14 protein-coding genes and 1 pseudogene are annotated in these 16,066 nt (G+C 54.8%); 8 read left to right on the top strand and 7 right to left on the bottom strand.

The window, feature by feature from the left end; all coding sequences use genetic code 11:
• Positions 1 to 2 precede the first annotated feature (2 nt).
• Together DBP26_RS05130 and DBP26_RS05135 are read left to right on the top strand one after the other, a co-directional pair.
• Positions 3 to 869, top strand: coding sequence for a sugar phosphate isomerase/epimerase family protein (locus tag DBP26_RS05130; RefSeq protein WP_108236653.1), 867 nt, complete (start codon positions 3 to 5; stop codon positions 867 to 869).
• 152 nt (positions 870 to 1,021) lie between these two features.
• Positions 1,022 to 2,326, top strand: a complete 1,305-nt coding sequence (locus tag DBP26_RS05135; RefSeq protein WP_108236652.1) for an OprD family porin — start codon at positions 1,022 to 1,024, stop codon at positions 2,324 to 2,326.
• Positions 2,327 to 2,471: 145 nt separating this feature from the next.
• On the opposite strand, the gene DBP26_RS05140 is transcribed toward DBP26_RS05135, so the two are convergent.
• Positions 2,472 to 3,482 (bottom strand): LysR family transcriptional regulator, encoded by a 1,011-nt coding sequence (locus DBP26_RS05140; protein ID WP_108236651.1) that lies wholly within the window; start codon positions 3,480 to 3,482, stop codon positions 2,472 to 2,474.
• Positions 3,483 to 3,629: 147 nt separating this feature from the next.
• On the opposite strand from DBP26_RS05140, the gene DBP26_RS05145 reads away from it, so the two are divergent.
• The 4 genes from DBP26_RS05145 to DBP26_RS05160 are packed head-to-tail and all read left to right on the top strand — an operon-like array spanning position 3,630 to position 5,794.
• Positions 3,630 to 4,220, top strand: coding sequence for an NADPH-dependent FMN reductase (locus DBP26_RS05145; RefSeq protein ID WP_108236650.1), 591 nt, complete (start codon positions 3,630 to 3,632; stop codon positions 4,218 to 4,220).
• Between the two features lie 14 nt (positions 4,221 to 4,234).
• Entirely contained in the window at positions 4,235 to 4,945 is a 711-nt protein-coding gene (locus DBP26_RS05150; protein ID WP_108236649.1) for a pirin family protein, read from the top strand.
• A 20-nt stretch (positions 4,946 to 4,965) separates the two neighbouring features.
• On the top strand, positions 4,966 to 5,568 hold the full coding sequence (locus tag DBP26_RS05155) for a malonic semialdehyde reductase (RefSeq protein WP_108236648.1): 603 nt from the start codon (positions 4,966 to 4,968) through the stop codon (positions 5,566 to 5,568).
• 19 nt (positions 5,569 to 5,587) lie between these two features.
• The gene (locus DBP26_RS05160) at positions 5,588 to 5,794 is read left to right on the top strand and encodes an NAD(P)-binding domain-containing protein (protein WP_108236647.1); all 207 of its coding nucleotides are present in this window, start codon (positions 5,588 to 5,590) and stop codon (positions 5,792 to 5,794) included.
• A 56-nt stretch (positions 5,795 to 5,850) separates the two neighbouring features.
• Here the strand turns inward: DBP26_RS05160 and tcuC are convergent, their stop codons facing one another.
• Together tcuC and DBP26_RS05170 are read right to left on the bottom strand one after the other, a co-directional pair.
• Positions 5,851 to 7,170: a tricarballylate/proton symporter TcuC gene (gene tcuC, locus DBP26_RS05165; RefSeq protein WP_108236646.1), complete on the bottom strand. Its 1,320-nt coding sequence runs from the start codon at positions 7,168 to 7,170 to the stop codon at positions 5,851 to 5,853.
• Between the two features lie 38 nt (positions 7,171 to 7,208).
• Positions 7,209 to 8,018 (bottom strand): fumarylacetoacetate hydrolase family protein, encoded by an 810-nt coding sequence (locus DBP26_RS05170; protein WP_158541401.1) that lies wholly within the window; start codon positions 8,016 to 8,018, stop codon positions 7,209 to 7,211.
• Positions 8,019 to 9,156: 1,138 nt separating this feature from the next.
• Here DBP26_RS05170 and DBP26_RS05175 point away from each other — a divergent pair.
• Positions 9,157 to 10,312: pseudogene (locus DBP26_RS05175) on the top strand (IS3 family transposase).
• An 82-nt stretch (positions 10,313 to 10,394) separates the two neighbouring features.
• Here the strand turns inward: DBP26_RS05175 and DBP26_RS05180 are convergent.
• From DBP26_RS05180 to DBP26_RS05190, 3 genes are all read right to left on the bottom strand, one after another.
• Complete coding sequence (locus DBP26_RS05180) at positions 10,395 to 10,724, bottom strand: DUF202 domain-containing protein (protein WP_108236644.1); 330 nt, start codon at positions 10,722 to 10,724, stop codon at positions 10,395 to 10,397.
• Entirely contained in the window at positions 10,721 to 11,149 is a 429-nt protein-coding gene (locus tag DBP26_RS05185) for a DUF202 domain-containing protein (protein ID WP_108236643.1), read from the bottom strand. The genes DBP26_RS05180 and DBP26_RS05185 overlap by 4 nt, the downstream gene beginning before the upstream one ends.
• Positions 11,150 to 11,306: 157 nt before the next feature.
• Positions 11,307 to 12,878, bottom strand: a complete 1,572-nt coding sequence (locus tag DBP26_RS05190; protein WP_108236642.1) for a sulfatase-like hydrolase/transferase — start codon at positions 12,876 to 12,878, stop codon at positions 11,307 to 11,309.
• A gap of 264 nt (positions 12,879 to 13,142) precedes the next feature.
• Between DBP26_RS05190 and DBP26_RS05195 the strand changes: the two genes are divergently transcribed.
• Positions 13,143 to 14,552, top strand: coding sequence for a PLP-dependent aminotransferase family protein (locus DBP26_RS05195; protein WP_108236641.1), 1,410 nt, complete (start codon positions 13,143 to 13,145; stop codon positions 14,550 to 14,552).
• An 89-nt stretch (positions 14,553 to 14,641) separates the two neighbouring features.
• Here DBP26_RS05195 and DBP26_RS05200 read toward each other — a convergent pair whose 3' ends face one another.
• Positions 14,642 to 15,937, bottom strand: a complete 1,296-nt coding sequence (locus DBP26_RS05200) for a hypothetical protein (RefSeq protein ID WP_218565096.1) — start codon at positions 15,935 to 15,937, stop codon at positions 14,642 to 14,644.
• Positions 15,938 to 16,066: the final 129 nt, after the last annotated feature.

Genomic DNA, 16,066 nt, shown 5'->3' on the forward strand with positions numbered 1-16,066 from the left:
CCATGGCCAACGGGATATTAGAAAGTCTGGACGGCAAGCTCGAACGTTGCTCGATCAACACGGCGACTCTGGGCCATAGAGAATCACTACGTATCACCGTGGACCGCATTGCTCGTGCAGGGTTTGGATCTATCGCTCCTTGGCGAAGCGAGGTTGAATCTTGCGATGTTCATGCGCTTAGCCGACAGATCAAAGACGCCGGTCTGAGTGTCAGCGGCTATTGCCGGTCGACCTATATCCCTGCACTCAGCCTCACGGAGTTCAAGGCAAACGTGGAGGGAAACAAGAAGGCACTTCACGACGCCGGCGTATTGGAGGCGCGATGCTTCGTCATGGTTGTCGGCGGTATTCCAGTAGGCAGCCAAGACCTCGCAGGTGCACGAACCCAAGTACGTGATGCAGTGGCAGAATTGCTCAATGTCGCCAAGGAGGTGGGCGTCCCGCTGGCACTTGAACCCCTGCACCCTGTGTACGCTGCCAATCGGTCGGTTCTGAATACGCTGGGACAGGCGTTGCAATGGTGTGACGACATTGATCCTGACCGGAGCGGCTATCTGGGTGTAGCCATTGATGCCTATCACTGTTGGTGGGATCCAGACTTGGCTCAAGGTATCGCATCGGCAGGGAACGCTAAACGGATTTTGGCCTATCACGTCTGCGACTGGCTTCACGACACTCAGGATTTCCTCCTAGATCGAGGGATGATGGGAGATGGGGTCATTGATCTTCCAGAATTGCGGCGTCTCGTTGAAGCGGCAGGCTATGTCGGCTCAGTTGAAGTAGAGATATTTTCAAAAGAGAACTGGTGGAAAAGGGACGCCGAAGAAGTGCTCTCCATTTGCGCCAAACGACTTCAAACAGTTTGCTGAACCCTAAACGTTATTAATAAATCGCCCCATACAAAGTTGTAAGGAGCCGAGAATCTAAATATCGGAAAGTTTTCTGCGTCTGTTCAAAAATAAAAACAGCAACCTGGCATCTGTAAAAAGGGTGCGCGCACGTAGCCTTGGGAACAATAAAAATGAAACTCAAGTTTTCTCGATACACCAATAGTCTGTTGGCCGTCACCATCAGCGGCATCGCTTCCACTGGCTCGGCTTTCGCAGAAGGTTTTTTCGAAGACACGCAGGCAAACCTGAAGCTTCGCAATTTCTATATGAATCGCAACTTTTTCGATAACGGACCGGCCAAGGCTGTTCCGGGGCCAACGAAGCGCGGGGGCGCCGAAGAATGGACGCAGAGCTTCATCCTGGATCTGCGTTCCGGGTTCACTCAAGGCCCGGTTGGATTCGGCGTGGATGCGCTCGGGCTTTATTCGATCAAACTGGACGGCGGTCGCGGGACGTACGGAACCCAGTTGCTGCCGACCCATGATGGTAATCGGCCAGCAGACGACTTCGGTCGCCTCGCGGTAGCTGGGAAGATGAAGTTTTCGAAGACCGAATTGAAGATTGGCGAATGGATGCCAGTCCTTCCTATCGTTCGAGCTGACGATGGCCGCTCATTGCCTCAAACCCTGGAAGGTGCTCAGATCACATCCAAGGAGATACCGGATGTGACGCTTTATGCCGGTCAGTTCAGAGGTAACAGTCAGCGAAACGATGCCAGCATGGAGAAACTTTCACTGAATACTGCTGGCACAGTGGTGCACGGGAAAAACACCATCTCGTCTGATCATTTCAACTTTGCGGGTGCCGAATACACCTTCTACGAAAAGAGCACCATGGTGGGTGCCTGGTATGGACAGTTGGAAGACATCTATCACCAGAGCTACTTCCAGCTTGTACACGACCAACCTGTAGGCAATGTGACCCTGGGCGCGAATCTCGGCTACTTCATTGGCGATGAAGACGGGGCTGCGCTCGCTGGCGGACAGAAAAACCGTACCTTCTCGGGCCTGTTCTCCCTCAAAACAGGGGCGAACACATTTTACCTTGGGCTCCAGCATGTCTCAGGTGAAGCAGCCTGGCAGCGCATCTCGGGAACCAGCGGCGGCACTCTCGCAAACGACAGCTACAACTGGAGTTACGAGGGGGAGAAGGAACGCTCGTGGCAGGTCCGTCATGACTACGACTTCGCTGGATGGGGCGTACCGGGGCTCACCATGATGAACCGGTTTATCAAGGGGACCAACGTACACACCGCCACTGTCGACGATGGCGAGGATCGGGGACGGGAATCGGAACTGGCGTATGTTTTTCAAAGCGGCACTTTCAAATCCCTCACTGTTCGCTGGCGCAACTCCACCCTGCGCAGAAACTACGGCAGCAACAGTAGCTTCGACGAAAACCGTCTGATCATTCAGTACCCCATTTCGATTCTGTAATCCATGACGGGGACTCGGCTCTGAGATGTCTACAACAGGATCCAGAGCCGAGCAACCAAAGAGGCGATCTGCTTCCTGCTCGATCCCGCGAGCGTCCGCTTTGGGTCGATAGCAGCCGCTCAAGCAGCATGTGGAAAGCCCTCTATCACTTAAGCGGAGAACTCGTACTGCGCTTACCGCTGTCCATCAACCCCATTTCCTTGATGGTGTTTGCAGCGAATTCGATGAACGCAGATACCGCGCGAGGCAATTGGCGGCTGTGGTAGACAAGATGCACACCTATTGCGCCTGAGGTGTAATCAGGAAGCACTTCCTTCAAGCGCCCCGCATCGATATGGGCAGCGCTGAGTGCTATGGGCAGCAGCGCAATACCCATTCCGGCCAGCGCCGCTTCAAGCTGCGCAGAAGAGGTATTGGCTTGAAATGGACCGTCCACTTCGATGGTCGCCGCTTGATGGTCGACACCGCCCAGCCGCCAGGTGGTGCGAGGACCACTGTGAGACGGCGAGGTGATGCATTGATGGCCACTCAGATCCCCAGGCTCTGCCGGCACGCCATGTGCCGCCAGGTAGCCTGGGCTCGCCACCAGCGTTTGGTAACTCGTGCCAAGTTTGCGAGCGAACAGCGACGGATCGCGATCACCTCCGCGCATAGCGACGTCTATTCCTTCCCCCAGCAAATCGATTCGCGCGTCATTTAGCTCGAACTCAAGACGTACTCGTGGATGCTCGGCGATGAATTGCGCGACCGCCTGTGCCGGAAACCAGTTGAAAAAATCCACAGGAGCAGCCACCCGGACGCGACCAGCAATCTCAGCAGAATCATTCGTCACCTGACCGGCAACCCGCAGCAACGCATCGATCTGATCGGCAGATTCGGCGTAAAAATTGGTCCCTGCATCGGTCAACATTAAGCGCCGCGTAGTGCGCTGCATCAGCCGTGTACCTAACGCGGCCTCCAATAGCTGCACACGCCTGCTGGCCGTACTGGGCGGCATACCTAGACGCCGGCCTGCTTCAGCGAAACTCCCTGCTCGAACGACTTGAACAAAAAGCGCGACATCATTCAGGTCCACGTGATTACCGCCGTTTCTGCATGAGTAAGATTGATCCGCCTCTTCCAGAACGAGGCCCGACCGGCCAGCTTGATCCTTCATCACCAAGTCTGTGTTAGTCACTCTACCCCATTGCACTCATTTATGAACGAGTGCATCCCACCCATCCATCTTTCTGGATGATCGGTGACTTCCTAAAGTGGGCTCCATGGCGCACAGGCGCCCCACTTTTTTCTCAGGAGACTCACCATGACCACCGTTTCCGTCATCGTCGGCAGCATTCGTGACAGCCGCTTTTCCAGCGCCCCAGCTAACTGGATCAAGCACCACCTGGAACAACGTGAAGGGCTCAACGTGCGCTTGCTCGACCTGCGCGATTTTGATCTGCCGTTCTTCGACAGCGCCATGCTTCCCGGCTTTCCTGGCCGTCCAGCGTATGAAAACGAAAATGTTCGTCGCTGGACTGAACAGATTGCGACCACTGATGCGTTCGTGGTGGCCACAGCCGAATACAACTTTGGCCCGCCGGCTGTTCTGAAGAACGCACTGGACTGGGTCTACCCGGAGTGGAATCGCAAGCCGATTGGTTTCGTGAGCTGGGGCAGCGTTGGCGGCGCCCGCGCAGTTCAGCAACTGCGCGAAATCGCGACCGAGCTTCAGATGGCATCGATTCGTACAGCGGTGCATATCCCGGTCGGGGCGATCTATGCCCATTTCCAGGGCAAAACCGATGAAATCGAGGCCGCGTTGCAGGCGCAGAACGATCAGGCGGGACGCATGATCGACGACCTGCTCTGGTGGTCGGACGCCCTCCAAACTGCCCGCAATACAACCGCCTGATCGAGGAGATGACCATGTCCCACGCTGCTGAAAAAACCAATATGCAACTGCGTCAGATCACTCATCGCACCCATGGGCAACGCAACGGCGCGGCCGTGCGACTGATGAGCCCGTCAGATTTCGGTCAGATTCTCAAACCGTTCGTGTTCCTGGATTTCTTCGACATGCAGGGCCCGCCTTTCGTGGGCGACCTTCATCCACATTCGGGTATTGCCACGTTGTCCTATCTGATCGACGGGCGGATGGACTTGATTGATCCGGATGGCACCACGGTCGTTCTACCCAGCGGCGGCGTCGAGTGGATGCAGGCAGGTAAAGGCATGTGGCACGGCGGCAGCGTCAGCAGCGCAATCGAAACCCCGTCGCCTATGAATTTCCTGGCCGTGAAACTCAAGGCCGGAGACCGGTGGACCTATGTCTCGCCGAGTGGACACACGGTGCTATGGGTATCACCTGTTGAAGGAGGACTGCTGGCCAACGATGAAAAGCTTCACCCTGAAGAGTTGGTGGCATTCGAACGTTCCAGTCAGTCGGTTCACTTCGAGGCCTTGACTGATACCCAGTTCATCCTGGGGTCTGCCACACCTCACAAGCACGATCTCGCCCTAAGCTATTACTCGGTTCACACCTCACCGCAGGCGCTGAAGGTCGGAGAAGCCCAAATCCAAACCATCGGCAAACGCCTGGTCGAAGAAGGTCGCCTGGACCGCCGGTACATTCGATAACAGGTTCGGAGGAGAACACCATGTCTATTCGCTCTGCGATGACCAACGATGTGCTGGCTCAACTGTTCACAGAAGCCCGGTCTCATCACCACTGGACAGATAGAGCCGTATCGGACGAGTCGCTTAAAGCACTCTACGAACTGGCCAAATGGGGCCCTACGAGCGGGAACCTTCAGCCTGCCCGCATCGTTTTTGTCCGATCCGAGGAAGGGAAACGCAAGCTATATCCCGCGCTTGAGGGCATGGGCAGCAACCCCGAGCAAGTGCGGATGGCACCTGTAACCGCCATCGTGGCTCAGGACACGAGGTTCTTTGACCAGGCACCTCGCCTGTTCCCCCGCATGAATTTCAAGCCGATGTTCGAGGCCGACGCGGCCTTTGCCGAGTCGATTGCCTACCGCAGCAGCTCGCTCACAGGGGCCTACCTGATGATCGCGGCGCGCGGCCTGGGGCTGGATGTGTGCCCCATGTCCGGTTTCCACAACGCTATCATTGATGAGGCTTTTTTCAACGGCACGTCATGGAAGGCAAACTTCATTTTCACCATTGGCCATGGCGATGACGCGCGCCTCTACCCACGTGACCCTCGGCTGCCCTTCGAGGAAGCCTGCCGCTTCGAGTGAAGGATAAACAGGAGCAGATATGAAAAGCGTCGGAACCATTGGCGCCGGACAAATCGGCAGCGCAATCGCTCAGCAGCTCGCGCGTTTGAACATTGAAGCCACGCTGGCCAACAGCCGAGGACCTGAAACCCTCCGCGACCAGATCAGGCAATGGGGCCCTTCGATCAAAGCAGATACACGAGAAGACGCAGTTGCCAAGGACATTGTGTTCGTAGCGATGCTCTGAGAGGACTCGAAAGAAGCACTCAGAGACGCCAGATCGACTACTACCGCAATAATCCACTATTTGCGAGTCGTTACCGCGCTCGTAGCTGCGGCCAACCGACCACCCATCACTGCATGACCACGTTTAGTTTTCATATAGTGGCGCAGCGCAAGTGTGGCAGTAAACGCCATGAGTCCTGCAGCTCCCGTCCATGCCCCCGGCATGCCGCGATTACCTGTTTCATGAATCAACCATGTATCGATCGCAGGAGTGAATCCACCCACGATGGCTGCAAGGCTATACGCGACCGAGAACCCGAGGGTGCGCAACGACTCAGGCACGATTTCAATCACGTAGACAATCATCGCTCCGTTGAACAGACCGTAAAGCACTGACAGCCACAGCTCGACGATCAAGAGTTTCTCAAAAGAAGGACCTGCAGCGAGCCAGGTCATCGCGGGATAGGCTGTTAGCACCGCCAGCAGCGTGCAGGTGAGTAACACGGGCAACCTGCCCAGACGATCGGATACCGCGCCACCCAATGGTAACCACACGAAGTTTGCGCAGGCCACGAAGAAGGTCACTGCAAGGCTTTCAAACCGGGTGAGATGCAGGACTTCACGCCCAAATGTCGGGGTATAGCCGTTCAAGGTATAAAACGACACGGTAGTCATCATCGCTACCAGCGCCCCCATAAGTACGACCGGCCAGTTTGCAGCCAAAGAAGTAAAAAGCTCGGCGGTTGTCGACCTGCGCCGGGCCTCAAATGCACTCGTCTCCTCAAGAGATCGGCGCAACACGAACAGTACCGGAATGAGCAGGCAGCCAACGAGGAGCGGAATACGCCAGCCCCAGGCGCTCAACAGGTCCGGCGCCATCACGGTGGTCAGCAAAACACTGAGGGAAGAGGCCAACACCGCCGACAGCTGCGTGCTCGCCGATTGCCAGCTCACGAAGAAACCCTTGCGACCGGGTGGTGCGATTTCGGCAAGATAGACCGAAACGCCTCCTTGTTCCGCGCCCGCCGAGAAGCCCTGCACCAACCGCCCTATCACAACGATGATTGGAGATAGGATTCCGATTGACTCATAGCTCGGTGTTACCGCAATCGTCAACGTTCCCACTGCCATCATTGACAACGTCACCATTAGCCCGCGCCGCCGACCTACCCGGTCAATATAAGCGCCTAACACGAAGGCCCCGATCGGCCGCATCAAATAACCTGCACCGAACGTTGCCAGGGTCGCCAGCAACGATGCGTAAGTATTGTCGCTGGGAAAATAGGCTTTCGCGATTTCAGTCGCGAAATAGCCGAATATCAGTAGGTCGTAGACCTCGAGACAATTTCCTACGCACACTCTCACGATCGTTGAAACGGTGTCGCGTCTGCTGCTCATATGCTGTGCTTCTTCTTGTGGCTTATTGTTTGAGTTGTTCAGACGATGTGAGTTGTCAGTTCCATGACCCCCTCGATCCCGGCCACGCATACATCGCCAGGCTTGAGATAGAGCTCATCAGCATTGGGGTGGGAGATCGCCGTGCCGCGTGGAGCACCGGTTGAAATCACATCGCCTGGCTCGAATGGCATCCAGCGCGTGAAGTGCTCGATAATCTGGTCGATACGGAATATGTGCTCGTTGGTATTTACCCGAAGACGTTCCTGGCCGTTCACTTTGCAGGTCATCCAGAGGTTGTAGGGATCGGCAATTTCCCAGATCGGTACGACGAAGGGGCCAGTGGGGCAAAAGCCCGGCATATTCTTGGCCGTCCAGAATTTCGTACCTGATGCTACTTCCTGCTTTTGAATCGCTCGTGCAGTCAAGTCGTTCAGGATGGTAATGCCGCCAATCACTGCATGTGCGTCAGAACGCTTGGTTCGATGGGCGGGACGCGACACGACGAAGGCGAGTTCGGGTTCGTAGTCAAGGGTGGTGATGCCCTCCGGGCGGAGAACCGAAGCGCCCTCTCCCACCATTGTGGATGGCAGCTTGACGAATCCGGTCGGCTCCTGTGGATCCTCCTTCAACATGTTTTCGCGAACCAACTCTTCACGGTGCACCCGCGAGTTTTTGCCTACGCAGAAAATCTTTGATGGCTGAAGAACTGCAGGTAGTAATTCTACTCCGCTCAGCTCACGGTGGTGCCCTGCGCGGGCGGCTAAGCTGCGCAAGGCATCCGGCTCGAACGCTAATAGCGATTCCAGCGTCGTCTGAGCACCTATTAGAGACGTCAGATCGGCGATCATAGTCTCCTTGACAAGACCTACTCGGGGTAACAAGTTGCCAGGGCAACGATAGTTAGCCAGTTTGATGAATGACCGGTTCTTAGGAAGCTGCATCTTAATTGCCTATTTTTGTGAATATTCGGTGGATCGGCACGCTCGGCAGTATGGCCACACCAAACGGGGTTTTAAATTGCGATAACTTTGAAAGCACAAGAGTTGTCGCACCACATCGAAATGGAATTAGCAAAGGGAATAGCTGGTGAGTTCCGGTAAGGGAAATCTCTCAGCCATCCATTAGAGGCGCTGCTCGCAGCACAGCTTTAAGCTGAAACATTCTGTAACGGCGAATCTGGGAGCGATACTGACATTCCTGAACCGCCCCTGTTCAATTTTGTAAGAGGTCAACAGGTTGACATCACTCTGAGGATGGGCAGGCCATCTTTTTGAATTGTCATAATCTGCCATATAGCGCAGGAAGCCAGGCAAAAGATCGCGCGAGTTACCTATAAGAAGATGCGATGCCCCTCCTTATGAGCTTTCCTCTCACATCAGCCGTTAGGCCTCTTCACCGTGAAACCTCTTCAATTGCGATTGCGTATAGCGGTGCATTGCCTCCGAGATCGCGACAGTGTCTTTGGGTTCAGCCTCTAGTGCTCCGATAGAGATGCGAACCATCCGACGTCCATCGATAGTTGGAGGCGGGAGAATACCCTCACCAGATTGATTCAGGTCATCCACCCAAGCACGCGTGTATTGTCAAGTGGATCAGGATTCAATCCTTGAGGCTCGTATCGGACGCGCACACTTTGCGACTGCACCGGTGCTACAACTTTCCAGCCCGATGTTGCTTAGTCTTTTTTCTGAAAGCATATTGGCGCTGTTGATTTCACCGGTGATTATTCCTTCCCACTGTCTTCAGCCATCAGCAAAATTTCGTCACGACTCGAGGCGTTCCCGAGACACGTCACATCCAGGGTCGAATCAGCGTGCCAAATGCTCTGCAGAAGCGCTCGATCCAATTGATCGACGGCATTTGCATTAGCCCAAATACGGGTGTCGATGGCCGCGCGGCTTTCCAGTGCGTCGAGCCGAGCGTGTAGTGGTCTACTGAAACCACACACCCATTTAGGCGAGAATGCTCGCCAGATAGAGGTGTTTGATGACCAAACAACGTCGTTCCTTTTCTGCTGAATTCAAACGCGAGGCCGCGGCTCTCGTGCTTGATCAAGGCTATAGCCATATCGAGGCCTGCCGGTCACTCGGGGTGGTCGAGTCCGCGGTACGTCGCTGGGTCAACCAACTCCAGCAGGAGCGCAGCGGTGTTGCTCCGCAGACAAAAGCGTTGACGCCCGAACAGCGAAAGATCCAAGAGTCGGAAGCCCGGATTGCTCGTCTTGAGCGGGAAAATCCATTTTGAAAAGGCTACCGCGCTTGATGTCGGAAGAGCACGAGCGCACGCGCTGATTGATCAGTTAAGCGCCCTTGAGCCGGTCGACTGGCTTTGTGCGGTCTTTGAAATCACTCACCCGTGTTATTACGCCCCCGCCTCAGGCACCAAACTCCAGACGTTGAGCGGCTTCGATTGCGCAGTCGGGTCAACAAACTGTTAACGCAAAGTCGAAGCACCACCTGTAGCCGCAGCATCGTGTTAGTGATGCAGGGAGACGGCGAGCAAATCGGGCGGCTCAAAGTGCGTAGTCTGATGTGGGAACTTGAGTTAGTCAGCAAGCAACCTGGCTCGCATGCTTACAAACACGCGACCGTCGAGCGACCTGATATTTCGAACATCTTGAATCGGGGGGTGATGTGCCGGCCTCCAATCAGATTTGGTGTGGCGATATCACCTACATTTGGGCTCAAGGAAAATGGTATTACCTGGCTGTCGTTCTGGACCTCTACGCGCGCCGAATTGTGGGTTGGGCGCTGTCGAACAAACCAGACGCTGACCTGGTGACCAAGGCGTTGGACATGGCTTATGAACAGCGAGGCAGACCTCAAGTACTGCTTTACCACTCGGATCAGGGGTCGCAATGTGGCAGCCGCCAGTTTCGCCAGCGTCTCTGGCGTTACCGAATGCGCCAGAGCATGAGTCTCCGTGGAAACTGTTAAAACAATACGCCGATGCAGCGTATGTTCCGCAGTTTGAAAACCGAATGGATACCAACCATGGGCTATGTGACAGCCAGGAATCGCAGCGGGACATCAGTCATTATCTGATGCATCGCTACAACTGGATTCGACCGCACCAATTGAACGGAGGGCTGTCCCCATCTGAAGCCCAAAAAAAACTTAACGTCGTGTCCGGTATCAGTTGATCACTACAAGGAAATACCATGCGCTAACGCATTACAGCCCAGTGGGTCGTGAACTTATGGCGACCTCTTACACTTGCGCCCCTCAAAGCTTCAGCGCCACGCAGATGCCTCCACACCCCAACGCTACGCAAATAAGGCCCAATGCCAATACCTCGCCTACCGCTGGAGACAGGCGGTTGTAGTTGATGCCCTGTGCATGCCTGTGATAACGCCGCAATTGCCCTAGCCAGATGCCCAAGGCGGCCAGAGATGCCAGACTGGTCATGGCAAAAGCAAACGGCCCATGGTGAGGGACCCAGCGTAGGAATAACGCGCTGGCGGCCAGCAGTGAAAGCAGGGTCCGCCGCCACGCCAACAAAGTGCGCTCAGGCTGAAGGCCTATGTCGTGGTGCATCGGGGCGATGGGACTCATGCCTGGTGCATGAACGTAAATGCTGTCAACGCGGCTGCCACTATCGCAGCGCCGATCGACAAGAGCGGCACCAGGAACGGCAATGGAAGCGGCTGGTCCAAGCGCATTGCGCGTTCTACATTGAACCAGCGCAGACAAGCACTGGCGCTGATAACTAGCCCAAACGCCATCAAGGCGATAGACAGAAGCTTGCATACTTCTGGCAAGAAGATGCCGGGGGCAAGCGCTTGCACCGCGATGCCGGCCGCCTGTAGCGCCAACGCGGTACGAATCCATGCTAAAAACGTCCGTTCGTTGGCTAGGGTGAATCGCGGATCAGGTTCGCGGCCTCCACGGAGCAGACTTACGATGTAAGGACGAGGTTGCCTGCGTTGAGAGCTCGCCAAGGGGTCATCAGCAGGGGGATGAGAAGAATTAAAAACCATGGAGATGATAGGCCGCAAGTAGTCAGTGTGTATCGAAGTAAGTTAGGCCAATTGCTGAGGGCAAAGCATTTGCCCCCTTCAATCATTCGCTGCAGCAGACCGAAAGCCGCAGCCAAGTGGCTTTACCTGGTGACCCATGGAATCGGTCAACTGCGCGTCACCAAAGACCGATCAACCGTTTGCTGGCAAAAGACGACAGCCTTTCCACATCCGCATCGGTGGTGGTGACCCTCGTTTTACGCTGGCGACTCCACCGGGCCAACTTATCCGCCATTTCTTCGATGACATGAGCATACGAGTCGTCGCCTCCCAAATCCTTTAATTCAGAAGGATCATTGGTTAGGTCAAACAACTGCGGCCGGAACCGCTCGAAGAAAATGCACTTCCACCTCGCCGTCGCGACCATATAGGCACGAGCTTCGCTGGGGCCTAGTTCGAGATCCAGACGCGCTTTCCTAAAACTGTAATCAAGCTCGCTGATCACATAGTCCTTTTCGCCGCTCAATGCGCCCTGCCCTTGCAACAACGGCAAAAGCGAACGTCCTTCAAGCCGATGATAAGGAACAGGCGCACCCACGGCATCGAGAAACGTGGGGACCAGATCGATGGCTTCAACCGGCGTATGACATTCCGCGCCACGGGTCGAATCGGCACTGGCCGAAGGGTCGACCACGATCAAGGGCACCCGAACCGACGGCTCGTGAAACAGCTCCTTCTCACCAAGCCAGTGGTCACCCAGATAGTCACCGTGGTCGCTGGTGAATACGATCATCGTATCGGCCAGCCTGCCCTTCTGCTTGAGATAACGCATGAGCCTACCTATGTGATCGTCGAGCTGTGCGATCAACCCCATATAAGTAGGTATGACGGTTTCCCTGACATGATCTTTTGAGAACACTTGACTTTCGGCGTGCTGCATAAACGCCTGAAAGACCGGGTGCCCATCAGTCACCTCCGCGCTGCTTCTGACAACCGGAATGCATTCTTCCATCGAGTACATCTGGTGATACGGTTGCGACACGATATACGGCCAGTGAGGCTTGATATAGCTCAAGTGCAGAATCCAGGGTTCTTCCCCTTGCTCCTCGATGAACCTCATCGCCTCATCGGTGGTCCAGGCTGTCTCACTGTGCTTATCAGGAATCCGCGCTGCCGTGCCTGCATTGCGCATATGCCAGCCGGAAAGCAAGTTGCCTTGAGCGTCGACCCCGGAGTTTGCCCACTCCTGCCATAGATTGCCCCCTTCGTACCTTTGCTCTCGCAGATAAGTCTCATAAGCAGCATCGGCGTCATACAGGAAATCGGGGTGCAGACCATCGTCGCGGGCATACGGCTCAAAACCACATTGAGCGACAAACCGGCCAGCGTCGGATTGTTCGTCGACACGTAGCCGTTGCATGCCTTCCCGGTCGACACGCATATGCGTTTTACCCACCAGCGCAACTCTGATTCCGTGTGGACGTGCATAGTCACCCAATGTCCACTCACCGACTGAGAGTGGGATGTTGTTCCAGGTGGCACCGTGGCTGCTGACATAGCGTCCGGTATAGTAGGACATCCGCGAGGGACCACACACGGGCGACTGGACATAGGCGCGAGTAAACTTCATGCCTCGCGATGCCAAGTCGTCAATATTCGGCGTGCGGAGCGTCGGGTGACCATAACAGCCCAGATAATCAGCTCGCAGTTGGTCTGCCATGATGAACAATACGTTTTTGACCTTGGTCATCTGCGCCTCCATGAGTCAATCTGTCTAACGCGAAGTTGAGATAAGTGATCAATCCAGTATCATTCAGTCTTGATACAGTGTCAATCAAATGATCAATTCTTAAGCGCGCTCGCTAAACCAACAGTTTCCTAATACGCTTCAGTGCATGAGCTCTGCTTGGGCAAGGAAGCGTTTTGATGCTGCGCGTCTGCTGCGGATTGATACATAGCGATGAAACATTGATATGCTAGCCGCTAAGTTTATTCCGACGGACGGTGGTCATCGATGCAAAGCTGGAATCCGGTCATCCAAAACGATGGAGAAGCCAAATTCATCTCACTGACAAACCAGCTAGAACGGGATATTCGTTCAGGGTTACTTGAACCAGGGACCAAATTGCCGCCTTATCGTGACCTGGCTCACATTTTAGGTGTGAGCCCAGGCACTGTGAACAAAGCCTACGCGGAGGCTAAACGTCGTGGGCTGGTCGATGGGGAAGTCGGGCGAGGAACTTTCATCCGGGACCTTTCCCAGCCCCGTCGCGCTCCTTCAGAGGAGACTGCAACGCAAGTGGATGTCGATCAATACTCCCCCACGATTATCGATTTAAGCATCAATACGCCGCCAATGCTTTCGCACAACATCGTGTTGGCAGACGCGTTTGCAAATCTCTCCCGGCAAAATGACCTAGAGATGCATAGTCGCTACCTTCCCTACTTCGTTCATGCTGAACATCGGGAAGCAGCTGTCATGTGGCTGGGTCACCATGGTCTGAACGTGGCTGGGGACGAAGTCGTGCTGACCAATGGTGCCCAACATGCCATGGCGGTTGCTCTGTCATCCGTGGCAACCCGCGGTGACGTCCTTTATACGGATACGCTGACCTATCCAGGGATACTTTCGCTGGCAAGCTACATGGGACTGGAAATCTGCGCAGTTGAAGGGGACGACTATGGAATGTTGCCCGATAAACTGGAACGTGCATTTGCCGATCAGCCGGGCAAAGCGGTGTATCTCATGCCAACCCTACACAATCCAACGGGCCACACCATGCCCCCCGACCGGCGCCTGAATATTGCCAAAGTGGCACAACGATTGGGTCTATACATCCTCGAAGATGATATTTACGGCGTCGTGGGCTCGCCTAACATCGACCCGTTGCGCAATCTTGCACCTGACCGCACGTTCTATCTGACGAGTATGTCGAAAGCCGTGATCCCCAGCCTGCGAATCGGGTTTCTGATCCCTCCCATGCATAAGCTTGCAGACGTGACCGCACTGATGCGGGCCACTGGCTGGACTGCCGCGCCGCTGATGATGGACGTAGGCGCGACCTTGATACTGGATGGCACGGCAAAAGCGCTGGCTGAACAAAATCGCGATGAAGCGTATCAGCGACAAGCCCTCACCCATTCTGTATTGAGCGCCTGGATGACCGGCGAGCCGGCGCATTGCTACCACCTGTGGTTGAAGCTACCTGAGGGATGGGAAACCGAACGATTCATATCATCCGCCCGAGAAGCAGGCGTCATCATCACGCCAACCGAAGGCATAAGAGTCGGCACCGGAGATCCAGGAGGCGTGAGATTGTGCCTAGGCGCTGCCCGCAACTTGAAAGTTCTGGAAATCGCGATGACCCGTTTGCGAGCTGTGCTATTGGGCGGAATGAGGCCCGCGTTCAATGGCCTAATTTGAAGTCGACGGGCCGTTTCCGTCAGCCGAAGCGATCGCGGGGAGTGATTATTGCACCGACTCTCCCGCCGCCTCATTGCAATACCTCGAGATTAAGGCAGGAATTTTTGAACAATACTGTGAAGGGAGTTGATCAGACAGGCTAAACCGACCGCCGTCACCAACACATTAGAAGGTTGCCAACGATATTGCTTAAGCGAGTCTATACGATGGAACGCGTAGAGTGGGATGAAATAGACGACGAAAACATTCAGCGGCACGAATATCATAGTGATCAAGTTAACGACATCAAGATTGGCAATCGCCGAAACAGTCGTAATTATGAATACCGAGATCACCACCAGCCAGGAAAAGGCGGTGCCTTTTAGTGTGCTCTCCGGCATGTTAAAAAATGCGCGTCCAAACGCACGAGCGCTTTCTTCAGTCGCTATATAGTGGGCCAAAAACGCTTTCACTACTGCAGTGAACACAACTAACTGTGATGCATAGGCGAGCGCCGGAACACTGAATTTTCTAGAGAGAAACGATAGAACGGTCAAATTATCTGCCTTCGCCTCAGCTAATTCTGCCGGGGATAGCGCGAATATGCAGCTCCAAGAAAACAGCATGACAGTCGAAACCACCATGACAGTCGAAATCATCATGATACTGGATACTTTTGTTGCCGCCGCCCTGCCATAGCGACGCTTCTGTGCTACAACAAACTGCGACAGAATGGACGTGAAGCTGAACGCGAATACCGTGAGAGGGATGCCTTTCCAACTGCTCAGGAGGATGCCCCCAAGATCATTAGACGTCTCGATGGTCTGAAGCATGGCACTGTTCCAATGGGGAGCGGCAACTACTGACACGATGAGGATCAAGGTAATGAAAGGAACGACGATATAGCCCATCGCTTTCACCACCGCCGTAGTGCCATACCGCACGACCACCATCATCAGAAAGATACTGACAGGAGCAACGATCCACCGTGACACAGACCCCACATGAAGCTGACTGTTAAGAAAATCGATAATCGTGTTGGTGATGATGATGGTGTAAATCATCATCCCCGGGAACACCGTCAGAAAGTAGATCGTAGTCAGGGCCTTGCCCCAGTTAACTCCGAAGTGTTCTATCGTTGTGTCCAGCAGGTTGCCATCATGACCGCTTTTATTCGAACCCGATAACACATACTGCCCAAGCGCCCGATAAGGAAAGTACGTGATCGGAAACGCCAACAGCGAAAGAATTAACATGGGCCAGAAGCCTTGAAGCCCCAAACTTAGCGGCCAGAATAATGAGCCTCCGCCGACCGCGCAGCCGTAAATTCCCAGCACCCATAGCGTATCGTGCCGCGACCAACCGACTGCTTTGAGCGAAGCAGTTTCACGCGCTTCCAGTTCCATTAATCCGACTCCCGCGAGTTATCGTTTACTATGCCGATCCGCCCGCGTGCACAGATGTGCAGGGTCGAGTTCAGCCATACCCATTTGTTATAGGTTTCCACGGCGGTGGGAACCGAAGATTGTTGAGTG

The sequence above is a fragment of the Pseudomonas sp. RIT409 genome (assembly GCF_003052515.2).
Taxonomy (GTDB): Bacteria; Pseudomonadota; Gammaproteobacteria; order Pseudomonadales; family Pseudomonadaceae; genus Aquipseudomonas.